Below are 21,428 nucleotides of genomic sequence, written 5' to 3' on the forward strand. Positions count from 1 at the left end.
TTGAAAAATGGGTTCCAGTCCGGCCATGAAACTGAAAGATCTGAATGGCATTCCTGCCTTGGCTATCTCCGAACTCGGAGAGAAGACGATCAATGGCTTGACGTCAGACTCCCGGCAGGTGGAGCGCGGTTTTTTGTTCGCAGCACTCAAGGGCTCCAAGGCTGACGGCGTCGCTTATGCGACCGATGCCGTCGCACGAGGCGCGACCGTTATTATTACCTCCAAGGGGGCGAAACTCGGCAAGATCCCGGTTCCAATCATTTACGTCGATGATCCTCGCCGCACATTGGCATTGGTCGCCGCGAGCTTCTACAAGCTCCAGCCGGATGTCATGGTGGCCATCACCGGCACCAGTGGCAAGACATCGGTTGCTTCGTTTACACGCCAGATCTGGGCGCAGGCCGGTTTCGCTTCGGCGAGCATTGGTACCACCGGCGTCGTTTCGCCCAAGCGTGAGGATTACGGTTCACTGACCACGCCGGACCCGGTCGAGCTGCATAAATTGCTTGGCGAGCTCGTTGATGAAGGCGTGACTCATGCTGCTATGGAAGCCTCGTCCCATGGTCTCGACCAGCGCCGCCTCGACGGCGTCAGATTGTCTGCCGGTGCCTTCACCAATCTCGGCCGCGATCACATGGATTACCATGCAACCGTCGAAGAATATCACGCCGCCAAGCTGCGGCTCTTTACTGAATTGCTGCCGAAGGGCGCACCGGCGGTCATTTTCGCGGATGATCCATTCTCCAAGCCCACGATTGCTGCTGCCACCGAAGCCGGTTGCACGGTTCTGACTGTTGGCCGCAAGGGAGATTTCATTACACTGAAACGCGTTGAACACGAGCGGTTCCGCCAGCATGTGGAAGTGCATATTGCCGGTGAAATCTACGAAATTACCCTGCCACTGGCCGGTGATTTTCAGGTAGCGAACGGGCTCGTCGCCGCTGGCCTTGCCATTGCGACGGGCGTTCCGGCCGCTGCCGCGATGCGGGGTCTGGAGCGTTTGAAGGGTGCGCCCGGTCGGCTTGACCTTGTCGGCGCGACAGAGGACGGCGCACCCGCCTATGTCGACTACGCCCACAAACCTGATGCCCTGGAAAATGTCCTCGCCTCGGTTCGGCCATTCACAACGGGTCGGGTTATCGTGGTTTTCGGTTGCGGTGGTGATCGTGACAAGGGCAAACGCCCGATGATGGGCGAAATCGCTACCCGACTTGCTGACGTCGTCATAGTGACCGACGACAATCCCCGTTCAGAAGTTGCTGCGACGATTCGGTCCGAGATTCTCGCCGCAGCGCCAGGTGCCCGCGAGATCCCGGACCGGCGGGAGGCGATCCGCGAAGCTGTCGCGATGATGAAATCGGGTGATACGCTGATCGTCGCTGGTAAAGGTCATGAAGAAGGCCAGACCGTGGGTGACGTGGTATTGCCGTTCTCCGACCACGTCGAGGTCGGACAAGCGCTCAAGGACCGGCTCGCGCGCCAGGGCACTCGGGAGACCGGTGCATGAGCCTGCTTTGGACTTCTGATGCGATGATCGAAGCCATGAACGGCCGGCCCGTCGGCAAACTGCCGGATGGAATTACCGGCATTTCGATCGACACGCGCACCTTGCGCAAGGGGGAGGCGTTCTTTGCCATCAAGGGCGATGCGCTGGACGGCCACGATTATGCGACAGCAGCTGTTGCAGCTGGCGCAGCGCTTCTTGTTGTGGCGGAAGCAAAATTGCCCGCGCTCGGTAAGTTGAAAGCACCGATGATTGTCGTTGATGACGTGCTGGCGGCGATGACACGGCTGGGCCTCGCATCGCGACAACGTTCACACGCCCAAATCATCGCAGTTACCGGCTCAGTCGGCAAGACAACGACCAAGGAAGCGTTGCGGCACGTACTTGCCGAAGCGGGTAAGGTTCATGCATCGGTTGCGTCGTTCAACAATCATTGGGGTGTGCCGCTGACCCTTGCCCGCATGCCTGCGGACACCGACTACGGTGTGTTTGAAATCGGCATGAACCACGTCGATGAAATTCGCCCTCTGGTCAAAATGGTCAGGCCGCATGTTGCGCTGGTTACCCTGATTGCGCCGGCGCATCTCGGCCACTTCAAGAATCTCCAGGAAATAGCTGCCGCCAAGGCAGAAATTTTCGAAGGGTTGCTGCCAGGCGGGTATGCCCTGCTCAACCGTGACGACAAGCATTTCAAATTGCTCGAAAAGCTGGCACGAGAGGCCGGCGTCGAGCACATCAAGACCTTTGGCGAAAATGCGCGAGCGGATTACCGTTTGATCAAGCTCAAGCTGCACGGTGAATGCTCCTGCATGACAGCGCGTCTCGCCGGCGAAGAAGTCGTTGCCAAGATCGGTGCACCAGGCAGGCATATCGTTCAGAATGTTCTCGCAGTCCTCGGCGCCGCGCATCTGACGGGTGCGGACATGGCCAAGGTGACTTTGGCGCTTGCCTCATTGCGGCCGGAAAGTGGCCGCGGTGCCCGCCATATTCTCGAAGTAGCCAACGGTACAATCACGCTGATTGATGAGAGTTATAATGCCAACCCGGCATCGATGCGCGCTGCGATAGAACTCCTGGCTGCAGCCACACCTTCCGGTAAGGGGCGCAGGATCGCGGTTCTCGGCGACATGCTGGAACTCGGAAAGCAGGCTCCGAAGCTGCATGCAGACCTGTCGTCAGTGATTGTCGCCAATCATATCAACATGGTTTTTCTCGGCGGACCGGAGATGGCAGCGCTCAAAGCGGCCATGCCGGTTGAATTTCACGCCGAATACAGGCAGAGCGTAGACGAATTGCAACCGCAATTGCTGAACACGATCAGGGCCGGTGACGTGATTATGATCAAGTCATCCAAGGGGACTGGGTTCTCTCAGATCGTGAAAACGCTCTTGCAAAAATACAACACCGTGGAACCTCTCGGCCCTGCCGAGTAATCCTGCGGTTATGGGGAAATAGCTGATGCTTTACTATCTCGCCGGTCTGGCGGAACATATCCAGTTTCTAAACGTGTTCCGCTACATCACGTTCCGGACCGGCGGTGCGCTGATCACATCTGCGTTGATTGTCTTCCTTTTTGGTCCGCGCATCATAGACTCGCTGCGCATTCGCCAAGGCCGCGGCCAGCCCATCCGGGCTGACGGCCCCCAGACCCACTTCAAGAAAGCCGGTACACCGACGATGGGCGGCCTGATGATCATGACGGGAATCCTGCTCTCGTCTCTGCTCTGGGCAAATTGGTCGAATGTCTATGTCTGGATCGTACTGCTGGTGGCCCTGTTCTTTGGTGCCATCGGTTTTTATGATGACTATCTGAAAGTGAGCAAGCAGACGTTCAAGGGCTTTTCTGCCCGAGCGCGCCTTGGTATTGAATTTCTGGTCGCTGCCATAGCGGGCATTGCCATTATGTGGGCAGGGCAGGAACCCTTTTCCTCGTCACTGACTTTCCCGTTCGCCAAGCAACTCATTCTCAATCTGGGCATATTTTTCATTCCGTTTGCCGCCTTCGTCATGGTTGGCGCCGGCAATGCTGTGAATTTCACCGATGGCCTGGATGGCCTGGCGACGGTTCCAGTCATGATTGCGGCGGCTTCGTTTGGTGTCATTGCCTACCTTTCGGGTAATGCGATCTTCGCCGATTACCTGCAGATCCACTTTACACCGGGCACGGGTGAACTCGCTGTCGTGCTCGGTTCGGTTATCGGTGCCGGACTGGGCTTTCTCTGGTTCAATGCACCGCCTGCGGCCATTTTCATGGGCGATACGGGATCACTCGCGCTCGGCGGGCTCATAGGCGCTGTAGCTGTTGCCACGAAACACGAAATCGTCCTCGCCATCATCGGCGGCGTCTTCGTCATGGAAGCCATGTCTGTCATTATCCAGGTGGCATCGTTCAAGATGACCGGCAAACGCGTGTTCCTCATGGCGCCGATCCATCATCATTTCGAAAAGAAGGGCTGGACGGAGAGCCAGGTCGTGATCCGCTTCTGGATCATCGCCGTGATCCTCGCACTGATCGGCCTTTCTACACTCAAGCTCAGATAAGGCTTCTTGCATGATTGCTGCCCGCTCCATGAAGGACATGACCGTCGCGCTCTTTGGCCTCGGCGGTTCGGGCATTGCAACGGCGCAAGCTATTCTTGCGGGTGGCGCCACGATCATCGCCTGGGACGACAATCCCGATAGCGTTGCGCGGGCGCAACGCGCGGGGATCGAGACTGGTGATTTACGGCGAGCAGACTGGAAACGGTTTTCTTCTTTCGTACTGTCGCCGGGCGTGCCCCTGACGCATCCGCGACCACACTGGACGGTGGATCTCGCGAGAGCCGCCGGAGTGGAGATCGTCGGCGATGTTGAGCTGTTCGTGCGCGAGCGCAATCTTGCATGCAAGAACGCCCCCTTCATCGCAATCACCGGCACCAACGGTAAATCGACGACGACGGCACTGATCGCGCACATGATCAACGCTTCCGGTCGCGACATGCAGCTTGGCGGCAACATCGGAACCGCCGTAATGACCCTGCAGCCGCCGGCTGACGAACGCTACTATGTCGTCGAGTGTTCTTCCTACCAGATTGACCTGGCGCCTTCGCTCAACCCCACGGCGGGCATCCTCTTGAACCTGACGCCCGATCACCTCGACCGGCATGGAACGATGCAACACTACGCCGAAATCAAGGAACGCCTTGTTGCTGGCAGTGATACGGCGATTGTCGGTGTCGATGACAGCTATTGCGCTGCGATTGCCGATCGGCTGGAACGCACCGGCAAAGCCGTAATTCGCATTTCCAAGCGCATGCCCATCCGTGATGGATATTTCGCGGAAGACGCAAATCTCATTCATGCCAAGGACGGTGAGCGAAATGTCGTCGCGTCACTCGCAGGCATCGGCTCTTTGCGCGGCGAACACAACGCGCAGAATGCGTTGGCTGCATTCGCCGCCTGCCGCGCCGTTGGTCTTTCAGTGGAGGAGATCAACACCGGATTGAAGACCTTTCCCGGTCTCGCCCATCGCATGGAACAGGTCGCACGGCTCGGAAGGACGCTTTTCGTCAATGATTCCAAGGCAACAAATGCGGAAGCCGCGGCACCTGCACTGTCCTCGTTCCCTCGCATTTACTGGATTGCCGGAGGGCTGCCCAAAGAGGGCGGCATCGCTTCGCTATCCGGGTTTTTCTCGCGCATCGCCAAAGCTTACCTGATTGGGGAAGCCGCGCCGCAATTTGCAGCAACGCTCGGCGAGGCCGCCCCTTACGAGATATCCGGCACGATAGAAGCTGCAGTGGAACACGCTGCAAGCGACGCGGCCAAGGATGGTTCTACGGAACCCGTGGTCCTGCTGTCGCCTGCCTGTGCCAGTTTCGATCAGTTCCAGAATTTCGAGAAACGCGGCGAGGCATTCCGCTCCGCCGTCCTTGCGCTTGAAGGCGCAGCACCTATCATGGGAGCTAGAAGCTAATGGTTAGTCGTGTTGACCGTGGTCCCGTAGCCGACTGGTGGTGGACAATCGATCGTTTTCTCCTGGCAGCCTGTCTTGCCCTGATGGGCCTTGGAATTCTGCTGTCCTTCGCGGCTAGCCCCGCCGTTGCCGAGCGCATCGGGCTCGACAGTTTTCATTTTGTCAAACGGCAGGCGTTGTTCATGGTGCCTGCGGTCATCGTCATGTTTGCTGTATCTTTCATGGCGCCTCGGACTATTCGCCGTTTCGCCATGATCATGCTCGGTATATCGCTCGTAGCGATGGTCGGTGCCTTGTTCTTCGGTATCGAAGTCAAGGGCGCGCGGCGCTGGGTTTCGCTTGCGGGTGTTTCGATTCAGCCGTCGGAATTCATGAAGCCGGCCTTCGTCATTGTGTGCGCCTGGCTGTTTGCGGAGAATGAGCGGCGCAAGGATATTCCGGGAAACTTCTTCTCGATGGTGCTGTTCTGTGTGGTTGCAGCGCTGCTCGTCGCCCAGCCCGATCTCGGCCAGACCATACTGACCGCGGTCACCTGGGGCGCAATGTTCTTCATGGCTGGGGTGCCGTGGCTTTGGATCATCGGGCTCGGCATTCTGGCGGTGGGCGGCTTCTTTGGTGCCTATACGGTGTTTCCGCACGTGGCGGGCCGTATCGACCGGTTTCTTACGGGCGAGGGCGACACATTCCAGGTGGACACCGGGCGTGAAGCGATTATCCGCGGCGGCTGGTTGGGCCAGGGACCGGGAGAGGGCACGATCAAGCGAATTATTCCTGATAGTCACACCGACTTCATCTTTTCGGTAACGGCGGAAGAATACGGCATTGCGCTTTGCCTGCTAATTGTCCTGATATTCGCTTTTATCGTTATTCGCGGCTTGTCGATCGCGCTGAAGGAACGTGACGATTTCACCCGGCTATCAGTCTCGGGGCTGGTGATCCTTTTCGGGTTCCAGTCCATCATCAATATGTCGGTCAATCTGCATTTGATGCCTGCCAAGGGTATGACTCTTCCGTTCATTTCCTACGGCGGTTCGTCGCTCATTGCGGTTGCAATCTCGACGGGGCTCCTGCTCGCGCTGACGCGGCGCCGGCCCGAAGCGCGCCGTTCGGCGACGCTGGCCGATTCGAAGACGCGTTCGATGGTAGGCGCAGTCTGAGTGGCCATGTCGAAAGGTGTCATATTTCTGGCCGCCGGCGGTACCGGCGGTCACCTTTTTCCGGCCGAGGCGCTGGCACACGAATTGATGGCGCGCGATTGGGAAATCCACCTCGCCACCGACGATCGCGCCCAGCGCTTCACGGGTGCATTTCCTGCCCGGCAGATACATATAGTGCGATCCGCCACGATTGCCGGACGCAATCCATTTTCCTTGGCGAAAACCTTCTGGACGCTTTGGCAGGGAAATCTCGATTCTCGCAAACTCTTCCGACAGACGAAACCAAAACTCGTCGCTGGATTTGGCGGCTACCCCACGCTGCCGCCGCTCTACGCCGCGAGCGGCATGAAAATACCAACGCTTGTCCATGAGCAGAATGCCGTTATGGGCCGTGCCAACAAGGCTTTGGCGACCCGTGTCAACGCGATCGCCGGCGGATTTTTGCCGAACATTGGCGGACCCTTTACGGACAAGACCATCGTCACTGGCAATCCGGTTCGCCCAGCAGTTCTCGCTGAAGTCGGCAAGCCCTACCACCCCTCGCAACCACATCAACCCTTCCATTTCCTCGTGTTTGGCGGCAGTCAGGGCGCGCAATATTTTTCATCCGCCATTCCCGCTGCGATCAAGCTGCTTGCCCAGGAAGATCAGGATCGGCTCATCTTGACGCAGCAGGCACGTGCCGAGGACGAGGCCCAAGTGCGTTCCGCCTACCAATCGCTCGGGATCAAGGCAGAGGTCGCGCCGTTCTTCAAGGATATGCCACGGCGCATCGCCGACGCACATTTCATTTTTTCGCGATCCGGAGCGTCGACCGTTTCAGAGATCGCCGCCATCGGGCGGCCCGCCATCCTCGTGCCGTTTCCGCATGCGCTCGACCATGACCAGGCAGCGAATGCTGCGGCATTGCAAGCGGCTGGCGGTGCAGATGTTATCAAACAGCCCGAGCTTTCGCCCGAACGTATAGCAAAGATCTTGACGAGCGCGATGAATGAGCCCTCCCGGCTGGCATTTGTTGCGGAAAAAGCCCGCAGCACTGGCAAGCCTGACGCTGCAAGGTTGCTTGCGGACCTCGCAGAGGCTATTGCGTCCGGTCAAACCATCACGGAATTCAAAAAAGGAGTGCGTCCATGAAGATGCCGCTCAACATTGGCCTTGTTCATTTTATCGGTATCGGCGGTATTGGCATGAGCGGCATTGCCGAAGTCCTGCACAACCTCGGCTACAAGGTACAGGGCTCCGACCAGGCAGACAGCGCCAATGTGCAGCGACTGCGGGAAAAGGGCATTGAGATATTCGTTGGCCACAAGGCCGAAAACGTCGGTGATGCCGAAGTCGTTGTTGTTTCGACCGCCATCAAGAAGTCCAATCCGGAACTGATTGCCGCGCGGGAAAAGTTACTGCCGGTCGTCCGCCGTGCGGAAATGCTGGCCGAACTGATGCGCTTCCGCAAAGCTGTCGCCATTGGCGGGACGCATGGGAAGACGACAACGACATCGATGGTCGCCACATTGCTCGACGCCGGCAATCTCGATCCTACAGTGATCAATGGCGGGATCATTAATGCTTATGGCACCAACGCACGCATGGGTGAGGGCGACTGGATGGTCGTGGAAGCGGATGAGAGCGACGGTACGTTTCTCAAGCTCCCTGCCGATGTGGCGGTGATCACCAATATCGATCCGGAGCATCTCGATCACTACGGCACATTCGACCGTGTTCGCGAAGCATTCCGGCAATTCGTTGAGAACGTTCCGTTCTATGGCTTTGGCGTCATGTGCCTGGACCATCCCGAGGTGCAGTCGCTGGTATCGCGCATAGAGGATCGCCGGGTTATCACCTACGGCGAGAACCCCCAGGCGGATGTGCGCTTCATCAATCTTGTGGTCGATGGCGCGAGTTCCCGCTTTGATGTGCAGATTGCAAAACGCAAGACTGGCGAAATAACCGAGATCACTGGCCTTCGCCTGCCGATGCCCGGCCGCCATAATGTCTCCAATGCCACTGCGGCAATTGCGGTTGCACTTGAGCTCGGCATTTCCGCTGAAGACATCAAGAAGGGGCTATCCTCCTTCGGTGGGGTCAAGCGACGGTTCACACACACCGGAACGTGGAACGGTGTCGAGATTTTCGACGATTACGGCCACCATCCTGTTGAGATCAAGGCTGTGTTGAAGGCGGCGCGCGATTCCGCCAAGGGCCGCGTCATCGCCATCGTCCAGCCGCATCGTTTCACGCGCCTTGCCAGCCTGTTCGACGAATTTGCTGCCTGCTTCAACGATGCCGACACGGTTATTATCGCTCCGGTATATACGGCGGGCGAGGATCCGATTGAGGGTGTTACGTCGGAGGCTCTGGTTTCACGCATCCGGACTGCCGCGCACCGCGATGCCCGCTACATTGGCGGGCCGCAAGAGGTTGCGCCTCTGGTCGCTGAAATCGCCAAGCCGGAAGATTTCGTGATTTTTCTGGGCGCAGGCAGCATTACCGGGTGGGCCTACGCCTTGCCAAAGGAACTCGCGGCGCTCTAGATTTGGCGGTTGCCCCGACAATTGCCGACGGGGGCGAAACTGCTGGAAGGATAATATGTCTTCACTGATTGATGGCGAAGCCCTGCTGAAAAAGCTGGGGAACCGATTTTCGGGGTTGCGAGGGCGTTTGACGCCCAATATGGGAATGGAAAAAGTTACGTGGTTTCGTGCGGGTGGCCCTGCCGAGGTCATGTTTCAGCCGGCTGATGAGGAAGACCTGTCAGCCTTCCTGAAGGCTGTTCCAGACGAATATCCGATTCTCCCGGTCGGCATCGGTTCCAACCTTCTGGTGCGCGACGGCGGCATTCCAGGGTTTGTCGTGCGCTTGTCCGCCAAGGGATTTGGCGAGGTAGAGCGCGTCGGGGATTCGCAGCTTCGGGCAGGTGCCGCGACGCCCGACAAGCGCGTAGCAGCGGTGGCGCTGGAGGCAGGCATAGCCGGCTTTCATTTCTATCATGGTATCCCCGGTGGCATCGGTGGCGCTTTGCGCATGAACGCCGGCGCCAATGGTGTCGAAACCCGGGAGCGGGTGGTCGAAGTGCGAGCCCTCGATCGCAAGGGAAAGCTGCATGTGCTCTCCAATGCCGATATGGGCTATGCCTATCGCCATTCTGGGGCCGCGCATGACCTGATCTTCACCTCGGCGCTCTTCGAAGGAACGCACGGTGACAAACGCGACATCCAGGAGGCGATGGACGCGGTGCAGCAGCATCGCGAGACTGTGCAGCCCATTCGCGAGAAAACCGGCGGTTCAACCTTCAAGAACCCGGAAGGCTCATCTGCATGGAAGGAAATCGACAAGGCCGGCGGGCGAGGCCTGATGATCGGCGGCGCTCAAATGTCGCCCATGCATTGCAACTTCATGATCAACACGGGCACTGCCTCCGGATACGACCTTGAAACGCTGGGCGAGACCATAAGGTCCCGCGTGCTGGAAAAATCCGGCATCAGGCTGCATTGGGAAATAAAGCGCCTCGGGTTGTTCCGAGCCAATCATGAAGTGCACGAGTTCATGGGGCAGTTGCTCTAGCACGTCGAAAGCTGTGATCCTGCACGACGCCGCTTTCGACCCGGAAGCACATTTTTTTACACGAAATTTCATTGTTGAATCATTGGGGACTTGTCAGCGAATCAACTCTCTGATTCTTTAGGGGTAAGCGTTAACTGATTTGAGTCGGCTGGTTTTCACCAGTCTCGGGTGTCTGCGGTCCCTGGCCGCCGGATGTGCGCCGACTCATGCCTTTTTTCGCTTCTGATGGGGAAGTGTTCGAGGGGTTGCCTTGATGGCGAAAAAGCATGTTGCGGTGCTAATGGGTGGCTTTTCATCGGAGCGTCCGGTGAGTTTGTCCTCCGGCAATTCTTGCGCCGATGCTTTGGAGGCGGAGGGTTACCCGGTCACCCGGGTTGACGTCACCCGCGACATTGCCAGTGTGCTTCGTGAGTTGAAGCCCGATGTGGCGTTCAATGCGTTGCATGGTCCGTTCGGCGAGGACGGGACCATCCAGGGCATCCTCGAATATCTTGAAATTCCCTATACCCATTCCGGCGTTCTCGCCTCCGCTCTGGCCATGAACAAGGAGCAGGCGAAGATCGTTGCCAAGGCGGCCGGCATTCCGGTGGCCGAGGCGAAAGTCATGAACCGGATGAGCTTTTCTTCGAAGCATCCGATGAAGCCGCCCTATGTCGTCAAGCCGGTGAATGAGGGGTCCAGTTTCGGCGTCGTGATCGTCAAGGAGGATCAGTCGCATCCGCCGCAGGTCATCACCTCGGGTGATTGGAAATATGGTGATATCGTCATGGTCGAGCGCTACATTCACGGGCGCGAATTGACCTGCGCAGTGATGGGGGATGTCGCCATCGGCGTGTGCGAAATCATCCCCGTGGGCCATCAGTTCTACGATTATGATTCAAAATATGTTGCAGGTGGATCAAATCATGTGGTTCCCGCTAAAATTTCACTAAAAATTTACCAAAAAATACAAACACTGTCACTCAAGGCGCATCAGGCAATTGGATGTAAAGGGATTACCCGGTCGGACTTCCGTTACGATGACCGTTTTTCCGAGGATGGCGAGCTTATCTGGCTGGAAGTTAACACTCAGCCGGGCATGACTCCCACCTCTCTCGTGCCTGATATCGCCAAAGCTGCGGGGCATACCTTCGGTGAATTGTTGAGTTGGATGGTGGAGGACGCATCGTGTTTGCGTTGAAGGGCAAAAATGCGCACCCGCGGGGTGTCAAGCCGGTGTCTTCGGGCAGCGCGGCTGTTTTGGGCCGTTTCCGCATCGTCCTGCCGAAATTCCTGCGTAAACCGGTGCGCGTGTTTTCGCGTATGGTTGAGGGCGAAGTTTCGATCCCCAACCATGTGGGCACAATCGGTGCCGTTGCCTTTCTGGCTTTAACCGGTGCGTATGGCGCAATTCTGGGTGGTCACGCGCCGGAAGTGGTTAAGGTCACGACCTCAACTTTCGGTTTCGCCATTGAAGACGTGAAGGTCGTCGGTAACAAGGAAACCTCTGAGATCGATGTGCTGGGTGCGCTCGGTCTTGATGGTGAAACCTCTTTGGTTGGTTTGAGTGCTGCCGATGCGCAGAAGGCTGTCGCAGGGCTGCCCTGGGTCGAAACCGTCGATGTGTTCAAGGTCTATCCGAACACGATCCAGATTTCGATTCATGAGCGGACAGCCGTCGCCGTTTGGCAAAATGGCAGCGAACTTTCGGTAATCGACGCAGATGGTCGCGTCATCGTTCCGTTCTCTGGCGGTCGCAGTGCTGCGTTGCCGCTGATCATCGGTGCAGGGGCTGACAAGCAGGCGAAACTGCTTTTGGCGCAAATGGCAGCCTTTCCGCAAATAGCAGGTGAGGTGAAGGCGTATGCGCGGGTCGGTGACCGGCGCTGGGACCTCCTTCTGAAAAATGGCGTGACCCTGATGCTGCCGGAATACAGGATCGACGAGGCGCTTGCTGACATTGCCGGCATGGACCGCAAGGCGGGGCTTCTGTCGCGCGATATCGCATCGGTCGATATGCGTCTGACAGATCGCGTGGTCGTCAAGCTGACACCAGATGCGATGGTACAGCGCGTTGAGTATTTGAAGGCGCGGGACAAGGCGCCAAAGCGTTCGGAGAAGCGTATATGAGTATTCTGAACGGAAAGGGCACGTCGAATGGAGCGCCATCCGCAAAACGGACGCGCTCCTTGACAGTTCTTGACATTGGTTCGAGCAAGGTATGCTGCATCATTGCGCGGCTGCGTCCGCGCGAGGAAAGTGCGCACCTGCCGGGCCGCACCCATCGCATCGAGGTGCTTGGTATCGGGCATCAGAAGTCGCGTGGCATCAAGTCCGGCGTGATCGTCAATCTGGACGCTGCCGAGCAGGCGATCCGCCTGGCAGTCGATGCGGCCGAGCGGATGGCTGGGCTGACCGTCGACTCGATGATCGTCAATATTTCCGCGGGTCGCCTCAAGAGCGAGAGCTTCTCGGCCAGCATCAATCTTGGCGGGCATGAGGTCGATCAGGCGGATATTCGCCGTGTGCTTGCAGCCGGAGCCAAGCAGGCACTGGCAACGGAGCGCCATCTCGTTCATTCGCTGCCCATCGCCTATGGTCTCGACGGCGAGCGCGGCATTCGCGATCCGCTGGGCATGATCGGCGATACGCTCGGCGTTGAAATGCATGTGCTGACAGCCGATGCCGCGCCGCTGCGCAACCTCGAGCTTTGCGTCAACCGTTGCCACCTGTCGGTCGAAGCGATGATTGCCACACCCTATGCCAGCGGTCTGTCTGCGCTTGTCGACGACGAGGCCGAGATGGGCGCTGCCTGCATCGACATGGGTGGCGGTACGACGACGATTTCGGTTTTCTCCGAAGGAAAGTTCATTCATGCGGATGCGATCGCCATTGGCGGCAATCACGTGACGATGGATGTTGCGCGCGGCCTCTCTGCCCACATGGACGATGCGGAGCGGCTCAAGGTCATGCATGGCTCGGCACTGCCCAGCGCTGCCGATGATCGCGACCTGATCAGTGTCTCACCTCTTGGCAATGACGGGCGTGATGTCCCCAACCAATATCCGCGTGCCGTCCTGACGCGCATTATTCGTGCTCGCGTCGAGGAGACGCTGGAACTGGCGCGCGATCGGCTCAATCAGTCCGGCTATGGCCAGATTGTTGGCAAGCGGGTCGTCCTGACAGGCGGAGCCAGTCAGTTGGCAGGGCTGCCCGAAGTGGCCCGCCGCATCCTGGCGCGCAATGTGCGAATCGGCCGTCCCCTTGGTGTTACGGGGCTTCCCGAAGCAGCCAAGGGACCGGCTTTCTCTGCAGCGGTTGGTCTTCTGATCTATCCGCAAGTCGCAGGAATTGAGGAGCGTTCTGTAAAGGCCGGTTCATCATCGCTGATGACAGGTACGGGTGGGCGTTTTCAGCGTATCGGCCAGTGGCTGAGAGAGAGTTTTTGATCAATCGGGGAAACCCAAAAAAATACCGCAGCGGCGAGGCGGTAAAGACGAAAAGGAACGGAACACATGAGCATCAATCTGCAAAAGCCGGATATTACCGAGCTTAAGCCCCGGATCACCGTTTTCGGTGTTGGCGGTGGCGGTGGCAATGCGGTCAATAACATGATCAATGCCGGTTTGCGCGGTGTTGAATTTGTTGTGGCCAATACCGACGCGCAAGCGCTGTCGCAATCCAAGGCTGAACGTCTGATTCAGCTCGGTGCCGCAGTGACGGAGGGCCTCGGTGCAGGTTCGCAGCCGGAAGTTGGCCGCGCAGCTGCTGAGGAATGCATCGACGAGATCAACGATCACCTGTCGGGCACGCACATGTGCTTCGTCACCGCTGGCATGGGCGGCGGCACCGGCACTGGCGCCGCTCCTGTTGTCGCCCGCGCGGCGCGCGAAAAGGGCATCCTCACCGTTGGCGTCGTGACCAAGCCTTTCCATTTCGAGGGTCAGCGCCGCATGCGCACCGCCGATATGGGAATTACCGATCTGCAGAAGAACGTCGATACTCTTATCGTCATTCCGAACCAGAACCTCTTCCGCATTGCCAATGACAAGACGACCTTTGCCGATGCATTCGCAATGGCCGATCAGGTTCTCTACTCGGGTGTTGCCTGCATCACCGACTTGATGGTGAAGGAAGGTCTGATCAATCTCGATTTCGCTGACGTTCGTTCGGTCATGCGCGAGATGGGCAAGGCGATGATGGGCACCGGCGAAGCGTCCGGTGATGGCCGCGCAATGGCTGCCGCCGAGGCCGCGATTGCCAATCCTCTGCTCGATGAAACCTCCATGCGTGGCGCCAAGGGCCTGCTGATCTCGATCACTGGCGGCCGCGACATGACGCTGTTTGAAGTTGACGAGGCTGCGACGCGTATTCGTGAAGAAGTAGACCAGGATGCCAATATCATCCTCGGCGCAACCTTCGACGAAAGCCTCGAAGGCATCATCCGCGTTTCCGTCGTTGCAACTGGCATTGACAAGCAGATTGGGGAGTCGGCGCCTGCGCCGATCGAATTTCGCCAGCCTCTGAAGCCAATTGCCAAACCTGCTCCGCAGGTCGCGGCAAGGGTTGAGACAGTTGCCCGTCCGGTTGTCCAACAGCCGGCCGCTCGCGTGGCAGATCCGGTAGCGGACGCTATTCGCGCTGCCGAGCAGGACATGCCGCAGCGTGCGCCGCAGCCTGCTGAACAGGAATTCCGTCCACAGAGCCGCATTTTCCAGGCTCCGGCACCGGAAGTCTTCGACGCGCCCGTTGCCGCCGCTCCGCAACAGCCTGTTCAGCCAGCACCTCAGCCGCAAATGCAGGCAGCACCTGCACCGCAGCCGGCTGCCCCGCGCATGCCGAACGTGGCTGATTTCCCACCGGTCGTGCAGGCGGAGCTCAATGCCCGCGACATGGGAACGCGTGACAACGGTCGTGATCAGGCTGCCTATGAAAGCCACGAGGATCGTGGCCCTATGGGACTGCTGAAGCGTCTCACCGCTGGCCTGACCCGCCGCGAAGATGAGACGGCCCGGCTGGAACCGGCGCAGCCGCGGGAACCCGCCATGCGTCCGGCCGAACCGCGCCGCCCGCTTTCACAGGATGCGTCAATCTATGCGCCGCGTCGCGGACAGCTTGACGAACAGGGCCGGGTCCAGCCGCAGACACGCCAGCCTTCCGAGGATGATCAGCTCGAAATCCCGGCGTTCCTTCGCCGGCAGGCAAACTGATCCGGTCACGGAATATTAACGAACATGAATTCCGCCATTGTATCAGTGGCGGAATTTTTCTTTCAAACTATTGAAATGACATGGGAACGACTTAGCTGGTGGTATAGCGCTTTCGTTACAAACGTCTCGAAAGCGTGATTTTGCATCATGCAGTGCCAACTGTATCTTGCGCTGCAACATGAGCGCGATGTTGATTCTGACGCATACGTCGTTGCGAGGTTAAGTATCAGATGCCGGATAAAGCTATCTGGCTCGCGGTTCACGGGCACGAGGTTTCAATTGCACGATTTCCAGACAACGATTGCAGAGCGTATCTCGCTTTCCGGCGCAGGCGTGCACAGTGGTGCGCCAGTGACGATATCGTTTGTGCCCGCCGACCCGGATACCGGTATTGTTTTCCACAGGCTCGATGGATCTGGCGATAGCCACGAAATTCGAGCGCTCGTGTCCGAAGTCGGTACGACAGATCTGTCAACGACGCTTGCCAGCCGGGCGGGGATTAGCATCAGCACTGTCGAGCATGTCATGGCGGCGATTGCCGGTGCTGGTATCGACAACATGATTATCGAGATCGATGGTCCGGAAGTGCCTATCCTTGACGGGACATCATCCGCGTTTTTGGACGCCTTCGAACAAGCCTGTTTTGTGCACCAGGCGGCGAAGCGCCGGTTTATCCGAGTGCTCAAGACGTCGCGTATCGAGGCGGGAGCTTCATGGGCGGAATTTTGTCCCTATGAAGGCACGCGCTATGAGGTAGAGATTGATTTCGAGACGCCGGTCATTGGCCGGCAGAAATTCGCCAGCGATATGAACGCGGCAATCTTCCGTAAGGAAATTTCGCGGGCGCGTACCTTCGGCTTCATGCGCGACGTGGAAAAACTCTGGGCCGCCGGCTTGGCGCTTGGCTCATCGCTCGACAATTCCCTGGTCATCGGCGACGACAATTCCGTCATCAATCCTGGCGGCCTGCGCTACGAGGATGAGTTCGTGCGCCACAAGACTCTTGATGCCATTGGCGACCTGGCGCTAGCCGGAGCTCCATTCATTGGCTGTTTCCGCTCCTATCGTGGCGGCCACCGTCTCAACGCTGCCGCCCTGCGTGCACTTCTTTCAGATCATACCGCATTCGAGATTGTGGAAATGGCGGGCAAACGCGGACAGTCGCGAGGCGCGTCGCTCGTTGCTGTAAACGCTCCTGTCTTTGCGCCTTGGGCCATCTGACAACGGTCAGAAGCCTGGTATCTCCTTGTGCACCGCCTGCAGCATGATTGCTGCCAGGCGCGCCGTCGCGGGTTCGGATTGCGCTTCCGCGCGATGAAGGACCAATCCGAGAGACGGCAGGGCGGGTAATCCACCATCCGCTGGAACCAGAGGTTGTACGCTAGCAGGAAGTCCAATCGGGGTACGGATCGTGACTCCCAGCCCTGCTGCGGTTGCCGCCCACAAGCCCGCCAGACTTGGGCTGGTAAATGCCAGCCGCCATGGAATTCCCGCGCGGTCGAGCGCGTTCGTTGCCGCGGTTCGCAAGAGGCACGGCGCTTCCAATGCGGCCAGCGGCAGCGATTCGTCTGCCGACGCCATCCAATCCTTTGGCTCCCTGGCCGGGCCAACCCAGCACATCGGTACATCCATGACGCGTTGGCAGTGGGGGGTAACCGCTCCAGCGCTCCAGGCGAGAGCCAGATCGAGACGCCCGGATGTAACGCGATCGATCAGTTCCGCATTGCGAGCCACGCGCGCCTCAATCCTCACCTTTGGATGAGCACGCGCAAATTGCCCAAGCACTTCCGGAAGAATGGTCTCGCCAAAATCCTCCTGCAGGCCGAGCCTTACCCAGCCCTCAAGCCCGGTTCCGTGGATCGCCGTGGCAGCTTCATCGTTGAGATCGAGTAGACGGCGTGCGTAGGCAAGCATGGTTTCCCCTGCATCGGTGAGTGCCAAGCCGCGTCCTGCTTTTATAAAAATCGGAGTTTCCGCCTGCTGTTCCAGTTTCTTTAATTGTGCGCTTACCGCCGAGGTGGAGCGCCCTAGCCTGTCAGCTGCCTTGGCAAAGCTGCCAAGCTCCATGCCGGTGGCAAAGGTTCTCAACACATCGAGATCGAAAGTGATCCGTCGCATTTTAATTATCCTGTTTTTCAGGATCATAAGTCCTGTATTTTCTGATTTTCAGGATGAATATGCCCGTCTATGAATCCAGCGTCAAGTTTATCGAGTTGCTACTCAGGCTGTATAGAAAGGATCAATTCCATGCCTTTTACCCGAATCTCGCTTCTTGAGGGTAAATCACCCGAATACCTGAAAGCGCTCTCAGACAGCCTTCATCAGGCGATGGTGGAGACTTTCAACGTACCCGCGGATGACCGTTTCCAGGCCATCCATCAGCATCGCCCCGGAGAACTGATCTTCGATCGCAATTACTTCGGCGGACCGCGCTCGGATGAATTTGTTGTTTTCTCCATTACCACGGGCAAACCGCGCGACACGGCGACAAAAAAGGCGTTCTACAAGCGGCTGGTCGCGTTGCTGGAAGATGCGCCCGGTATCAGGCCGGAGGATGTCATGATCATTATCAGCACATCGAGCCGGGATGAGTGGTCCTTCAGTAATGGCGAAGCACAGATGCTGGACGCCGTATGACCTGATTGCATGGAAAGGAATCGTGGCCATGATTGCCATGCAGTACAGTTTTTCTTTGCCGGCCGACTACGACATGTCGGTCATCGACCGGCGTATCGCGGAAAAAGGGCATCTGCTCGACAATTTTCCCAACCTGAAATTGAAGGCCTATCTGACGGCGCGACGGGACGATGAAACCCGAAGCCAGGAGAATCTCTATGCGCCGTTTTACCTCTGGAACCACGAGGAGGGTCTGAATGATTTTCTTTGCGGGGAAGGTTTTGTCGGGCTCACGCGGTCGTTCGGCTGGCCGCAGGTCAAGACCTGGTTCGTCTGGCAGGCGCACATGTCACCGGCGATCCGCGAGGCAACGTTTGCTACGCGCGAAATCCTGGTAACGCCAGGTCATGTTTCGCTCGCTGAATTGCGCAAGCGTGAAAGCGAGGAAGCCTTCCATGACGTCGAGAAAGGTGGTGCACTTGCCGCTATTTCTGCATTCGAACCCACAAACTGGACGCGGATTCGCATTCAACTATGGGGCGAGCCACAGTATATAGTTCCGCAAGATGGCACCCAGGCCTATAAAATCGGGCATCTTTCGCTGCCAAAATCGGATTAACGGGGGTCTTTGCCACTCATTTTCCGGTCCGCCACAAAATTGGACGATTACATGGCAATAAGATTGCTGATTCTCGTCGCTTGTGGTTTATGAACGCCCAACCGACGGTAAGATTGACTATGCCTAGAGCATGAGCCGCAAACGTGATATCGGGTTTGCGATCAATGCTCTTAAATTATTATGTGGGGCCGGAGACAGCATGGCGAATTGCAGAATGTCGATGAAAACAGGGTTTGGCAACAAGGCCCGGATGGCCCTTCTGCTCGTTCCAATTGCCAGCGCTATAGCCATTTCCGGTTGCGCCTCGAAAGACGACGATCTGGATCTGAATGCCTATGTCGACACGATCGAACCTGCTGACGTTCTCTACAACCAGGCGCTTGCCAACCTGAATTCCGGTCGCCTCGACGAGGCTGCCAAGAAGTTCGACGCTGTTGACCGGCAGCATCCCTATTCGGAATTTGCCCGCAAGTCACTGGTGATGGGCGCATTTGCCAACTATCGTGCCGGCAAGTATGACGATGCGCTTGCCATGACCAAGCGTTACGTTGCCCTCTATCCGACGCAGCCAGAAGCTGCCTACGCTTATTACATCACTGGCCTTTGCTACTACCGCCAGATTCCGGATGTCACGCGTGAACAGAGCATGACACGACGCTCTATTGCCGCCTTCAGTGAAGTGGTCGAACGCTATCCTGATTCCGAATATGTTGAAGATTCCAAGGCGAAGATCCGTTTCGGCCGCGACCAGCTCGCCGGCAAGGAAATGCAGGTCGGCCGTTACTATCTTGAGCGCAAGGACTATGTCGCAGCGATCAAACGCTTCCGCGGCGTTGTCGAACAGTATTCGAACACGCGTCATGTCGAAGAGGCCTTGGCCCGGCTCACGGAAGCCTATTACGCCATGGGCATCACCAATGAGGCACAGGCTGCGGCGGCAGTTCTTGGTCAGAACTATCCGGACAGCGAATGGTACAAGGATAGCTACAAACTTCTGCAGAGCGGTGGCCTGGAGCCGCGTGAAAGCACGGGTTCATGGCTGTCCAAGGCCGCATCGGCTATCACTGGTGGCAAAGACGGCGTCTAGTTTAAACACCCTAACCTGAGCGATCATGCTTTCGCATCTGTCGATCCGCGATATTGTTCTGATTGAACGGCTCGACATCGAGTTTCGCGAAGGCTTGTCGGTGCTGACCGGCGAGACCGGTGCCGGTAAATCCATCCTGCTTGACGCGTTGTCGCTTGCCCTCGGAGCACGCGGCGACGCCTCCCTCGTGCGCCATGGCGCGGAGCAGGGGCAGGTTACGGCAGTCTTTGATGTGGTGGGCAGCCACCCGGCCCGCACGCTGTTGCGTGAAAACGATATCGACGACGACGGCGATATCATCCTGCGCCGGGTGCAAACCGCCGATGGCCGCAGCCGTGTCTTCATCAACGATCAGGCGGCTAGCGTCACGCTGCTCAAGGAGCTTGGCCGCAGGCTCGTCGAAATCCACGGCCAGCATGATGACCGCGCATTGATAGACATCGATATCCACCGCACACTGCTGGACGCTTTCGGCGCTTTGGAAACCAAGGCTGCACTGGTCCGGGCACTGCACAAGACGTGGCGCGATACGGAGCACGCGCTGGTTCGCCACCGGGCCAAGGTGGAAGCGGCAACACGCGAAGCCGATTACCTGCGCGCCTCGGTCGAGGAGCTTGCCAAGCTCGATCCAGAACCGCAGGAAGAGGAGACGCTGGCAATCAAGCGCACGGACATGATGCGCTCCGAAAAGATCGCAGGCGATGTCAACGATGCCAACGAGGTCCTGTCCGGCAATGCGTCGCCCGTGCCCTCGCTCGCCAGCCTGGTTCGGAGGCTTGAGCGCAAGGTGCCGGAAGCGCCGCAATTGCTGGAGCCGGTCGTCAAGGCGATCGACGAAGCCCTGAACGCACTGGCCGAGGCGCAAAATGGTATCGAACAGGCCATTCGCGCCATCGACTTCGACCCGCGTGTGCTCGAACAGACGGAAGAACGGCTGTTCGCACTTCGCGCCGCCGCGCGGAAGTACTCGGTTGCGGTCGATGATCTTCCAGCTCTACGCGACAGGATGGACGCCGACCTTGCCGATATCGACGCCGGTGCAGAACGCCTTGCTGCATTGGAAAAGGAAGCCGTGGCGGCGCGCGAGGCCTATGATCAGGCAGCCATGGCACTTTCGGTGGACCGCCGCGAAACCGCCGGCCATCTGAAACAGGCCGTCATGGCCGAGCTTCCCGCACTGAAACTCGAGCGGGCGGAATTCATTGTCGAGATGGCAACCGATCCGCAGAACCGCACATCCGATGGTATCGATACGGTCGAGTATTGGGTGCGGACCAATCCCGGCACCCGTGCCGGCCCCATGATGAAAGTCGCGTCCGGCGGCGAGCTTTCACGTTTCCTGCTGGCGCTGAAAGTGGCGCTTGCCGATCGCGGCTCAGCGCCGACGCTGGTGTTCGACGAAATCGATACGGGGGTAGGCGGCGCCGTTGCCGATGCCATTGGCCAGCGGCTGCGGCGTCTCGCCGGACAGGTCCAGGTGCTATCGGTAACCCATGCGCCGCAGGTTGCCGCACGGGCGCAGACGCATTTCCTCATTGCGAAGGCTGCCGCCGGGAATGACCGTGTGGCGACGTCGATCCGCGCTATGGAAACGGGCGACCGGCAGGAGGAAATCGCCCGCATGCTCGCCGGTGCCAGTGTCACTGACGAAGCGCGCGCCGCGGCTGTGCGCCTTTTACGCGAAAACGCTGCCGCCGTTTCCTGAGCGACCGGGTCCCGTGAACGCGCGGTATTGACGGT

General features: G+C 58.3%; 18 protein-coding genes. 17 read left to right on the forward strand and 1 reads right to left on the reverse strand.

From position 1 onward, the window contains the following. Window positions 1-25: 25 nt before the first annotated feature. From CU103_RS04355 to lpxC, 13 genes are all read left to right on the forward strand, one after another. Window positions 26-1,507: a UDP-N-acetylmuramoyl-L-alanyl-D-glutamate--2,6-diaminopimelate ligase gene (locus tag CU103_RS04355; protein WP_106663291.1), complete on the forward strand. Its 1,482-nt coding sequence runs from the start codon at window positions 26-28 to the stop codon at window positions 1,505-1,507. Next, complete coding sequence (locus CU103_RS04360; protein WP_106662723.1) at window positions 1,504-2,937, forward strand: UDP-N-acetylmuramoylalanyl-D-glutamyl-2,6-diaminopimelate--D-alanyl-D-alanine ligase; 1,434 nt, start codon at window positions 1,504-1,506, stop codon at window positions 2,935-2,937. The genes CU103_RS04355 and CU103_RS04360 overlap by 4 nt, the downstream gene beginning before the upstream one ends. Window positions 2,938-2,962: 25 nt before the next feature. Then, window positions 2,963-4,045 (forward strand): phospho-N-acetylmuramoyl-pentapeptide-transferase, encoded by a 1,083-nt coding sequence (gene mraY / locus CU103_RS04365; protein WP_106662724.1) that lies wholly within the window; start codon window positions 2,963-2,965, stop codon window positions 4,043-4,045. A gap of 10 nt (window positions 4,046-4,055) precedes the next feature. Then, window positions 4,056-5,459 (forward strand): UDP-N-acetylmuramoyl-L-alanine--D-glutamate ligase, encoded by a 1,404-nt coding sequence (gene murD, locus CU103_RS04370; protein ID WP_106662725.1) that lies wholly within the window; start codon window positions 4,056-4,058, stop codon window positions 5,457-5,459. Then, entirely contained in the window at window positions 5,459-6,616 is a 1,158-nt protein-coding gene (gene ftsW / locus CU103_RS04375; protein WP_106662726.1) for a putative lipid II flippase FtsW, read from the forward strand. The genes murD and ftsW overlap by 1 nt, the downstream gene beginning before the upstream one ends. A 6-nt stretch (window positions 6,617-6,622) precedes the next feature. Beyond that, window positions 6,623-7,750, forward strand: a complete 1,128-nt coding sequence (murG, locus tag CU103_RS04380; protein ID WP_106662727.1) for an undecaprenyldiphospho-muramoylpentapeptide beta-N-acetylglucosaminyltransferase — start codon at window positions 6,623-6,625, stop codon at window positions 7,748-7,750. Then, window positions 7,747-9,147 carry a UDP-N-acetylmuramate--L-alanine ligase gene (murC, locus tag CU103_RS04385; protein WP_106662728.1) on the forward strand — a complete coding sequence of 467 codons (1,401 nt, stop codon included), beginning with the start codon at window positions 7,747-7,749 and terminating at the stop codon, window positions 9,145-9,147. The genes murG and murC overlap by 4 nt, the downstream gene beginning before the upstream one ends. Before the next feature lie 55 nt (window positions 9,148-9,202). Further along, window positions 9,203-10,177, forward strand: a complete 975-nt coding sequence (murB, locus tag CU103_RS04390) for a UDP-N-acetylmuramate dehydrogenase (protein ID WP_170116987.1) — start codon at window positions 9,203-9,205, stop codon at window positions 10,175-10,177. Window positions 10,178-10,430: 253 nt separating this feature from the next. After that, a complete protein-coding gene (locus tag CU103_RS04395) occupies window positions 10,431-11,357 on the forward strand; it encodes a D-alanine--D-alanine ligase (RefSeq protein ID WP_106662729.1) in 927 nt (308 codons plus the stop codon). Beyond that, window positions 11,345-12,286 (forward strand): cell division protein FtsQ/DivIB, encoded by a 942-nt coding sequence (locus tag CU103_RS04400; RefSeq protein WP_106662730.1) that lies wholly within the window; start codon window positions 11,345-11,347, stop codon window positions 12,284-12,286. The genes CU103_RS04395 and CU103_RS04400 overlap by 13 nt, the downstream gene beginning before the upstream one ends. After that, window positions 12,283-13,605 (forward strand): cell division protein FtsA, encoded by a 1,323-nt coding sequence (ftsA, locus tag CU103_RS04405; protein ID WP_106662731.1) that lies wholly within the window; start codon window positions 12,283-12,285, stop codon window positions 13,603-13,605. Before CU103_RS04400 ends, ftsA begins: the two co-directional genes overlap by 4 nt. Window positions 13,606-13,671: 66 nt before the next feature. Next, entirely contained in the window at window positions 13,672-15,366 is a 1,695-nt protein-coding gene (gene ftsZ / locus CU103_RS04410; protein WP_106662732.1) for a cell division protein FtsZ, read from the forward strand. A 279-nt stretch (window positions 15,367-15,645) separates the two neighbouring features. Then, window positions 15,646-16,587, forward strand: coding sequence for a UDP-3-O-acyl-N-acetylglucosamine deacetylase (gene lpxC, locus CU103_RS04415; protein WP_245448598.1), 942 nt, complete (start codon window positions 15,646-15,648; stop codon window positions 16,585-16,587). Between the two features lie 6 nt (window positions 16,588-16,593). Here lpxC and CU103_RS04420 read toward each other — a convergent pair whose 3' ends face one another. Then, window positions 16,594-17,484, reverse strand: a complete 891-nt coding sequence (locus CU103_RS04420) for a LysR substrate-binding domain-containing protein (protein ID WP_106662734.1) — start codon at window positions 17,482-17,484, stop codon at window positions 16,594-16,596. A gap of 129 nt (window positions 17,485-17,613) precedes the next feature. On the opposite strand from CU103_RS04420, the gene CU103_RS04425 reads away from it, so the two are divergent. The 4 genes from CU103_RS04425 (at window position 17,614) to recN (ending at window position 21,393) form a co-directional block, all read left to right on the forward strand. Next, on the forward strand, window positions 17,614-18,003 hold the full coding sequence (locus tag CU103_RS04425; RefSeq protein ID WP_106662735.1) for a tautomerase family protein: 390 nt from the start codon (window positions 17,614-17,616) through the stop codon (window positions 18,001-18,003). A 28-nt stretch (window positions 18,004-18,031) separates the two neighbouring features. Continuing rightward, window positions 18,032-18,601 (forward strand): DUF4865 family protein, encoded by a 570-nt coding sequence (locus CU103_RS04430; RefSeq protein ID WP_106662736.1) that lies wholly within the window; start codon window positions 18,032-18,034, stop codon window positions 18,599-18,601. A 220-nt stretch (window positions 18,602-18,821) separates the two neighbouring features. Next, entirely contained in the window at window positions 18,822-19,688 is an 867-nt protein-coding gene (locus CU103_RS04435) for an outer membrane protein assembly factor BamD (protein WP_106662737.1), read from the forward strand. 25 nt (window positions 19,689-19,713) lie between these two features. Then, window positions 19,714-21,393 (forward strand): DNA repair protein RecN, encoded by a 1,680-nt coding sequence (gene recN, locus CU103_RS04440; RefSeq protein WP_106662738.1) that lies wholly within the window; start codon window positions 19,714-19,716, stop codon window positions 21,391-21,393. The last annotated feature ends 35 nt before the right edge of the window (window positions 21,394-21,428 follow it).

The sequence above is a fragment of the Phyllobacterium sophorae genome, from assembly GCF_003010965.1.
GTDB lineage: Bacteria > Pseudomonadota > Alphaproteobacteria > Rhizobiales > Rhizobiaceae > Phyllobacterium > Phyllobacterium sophorae.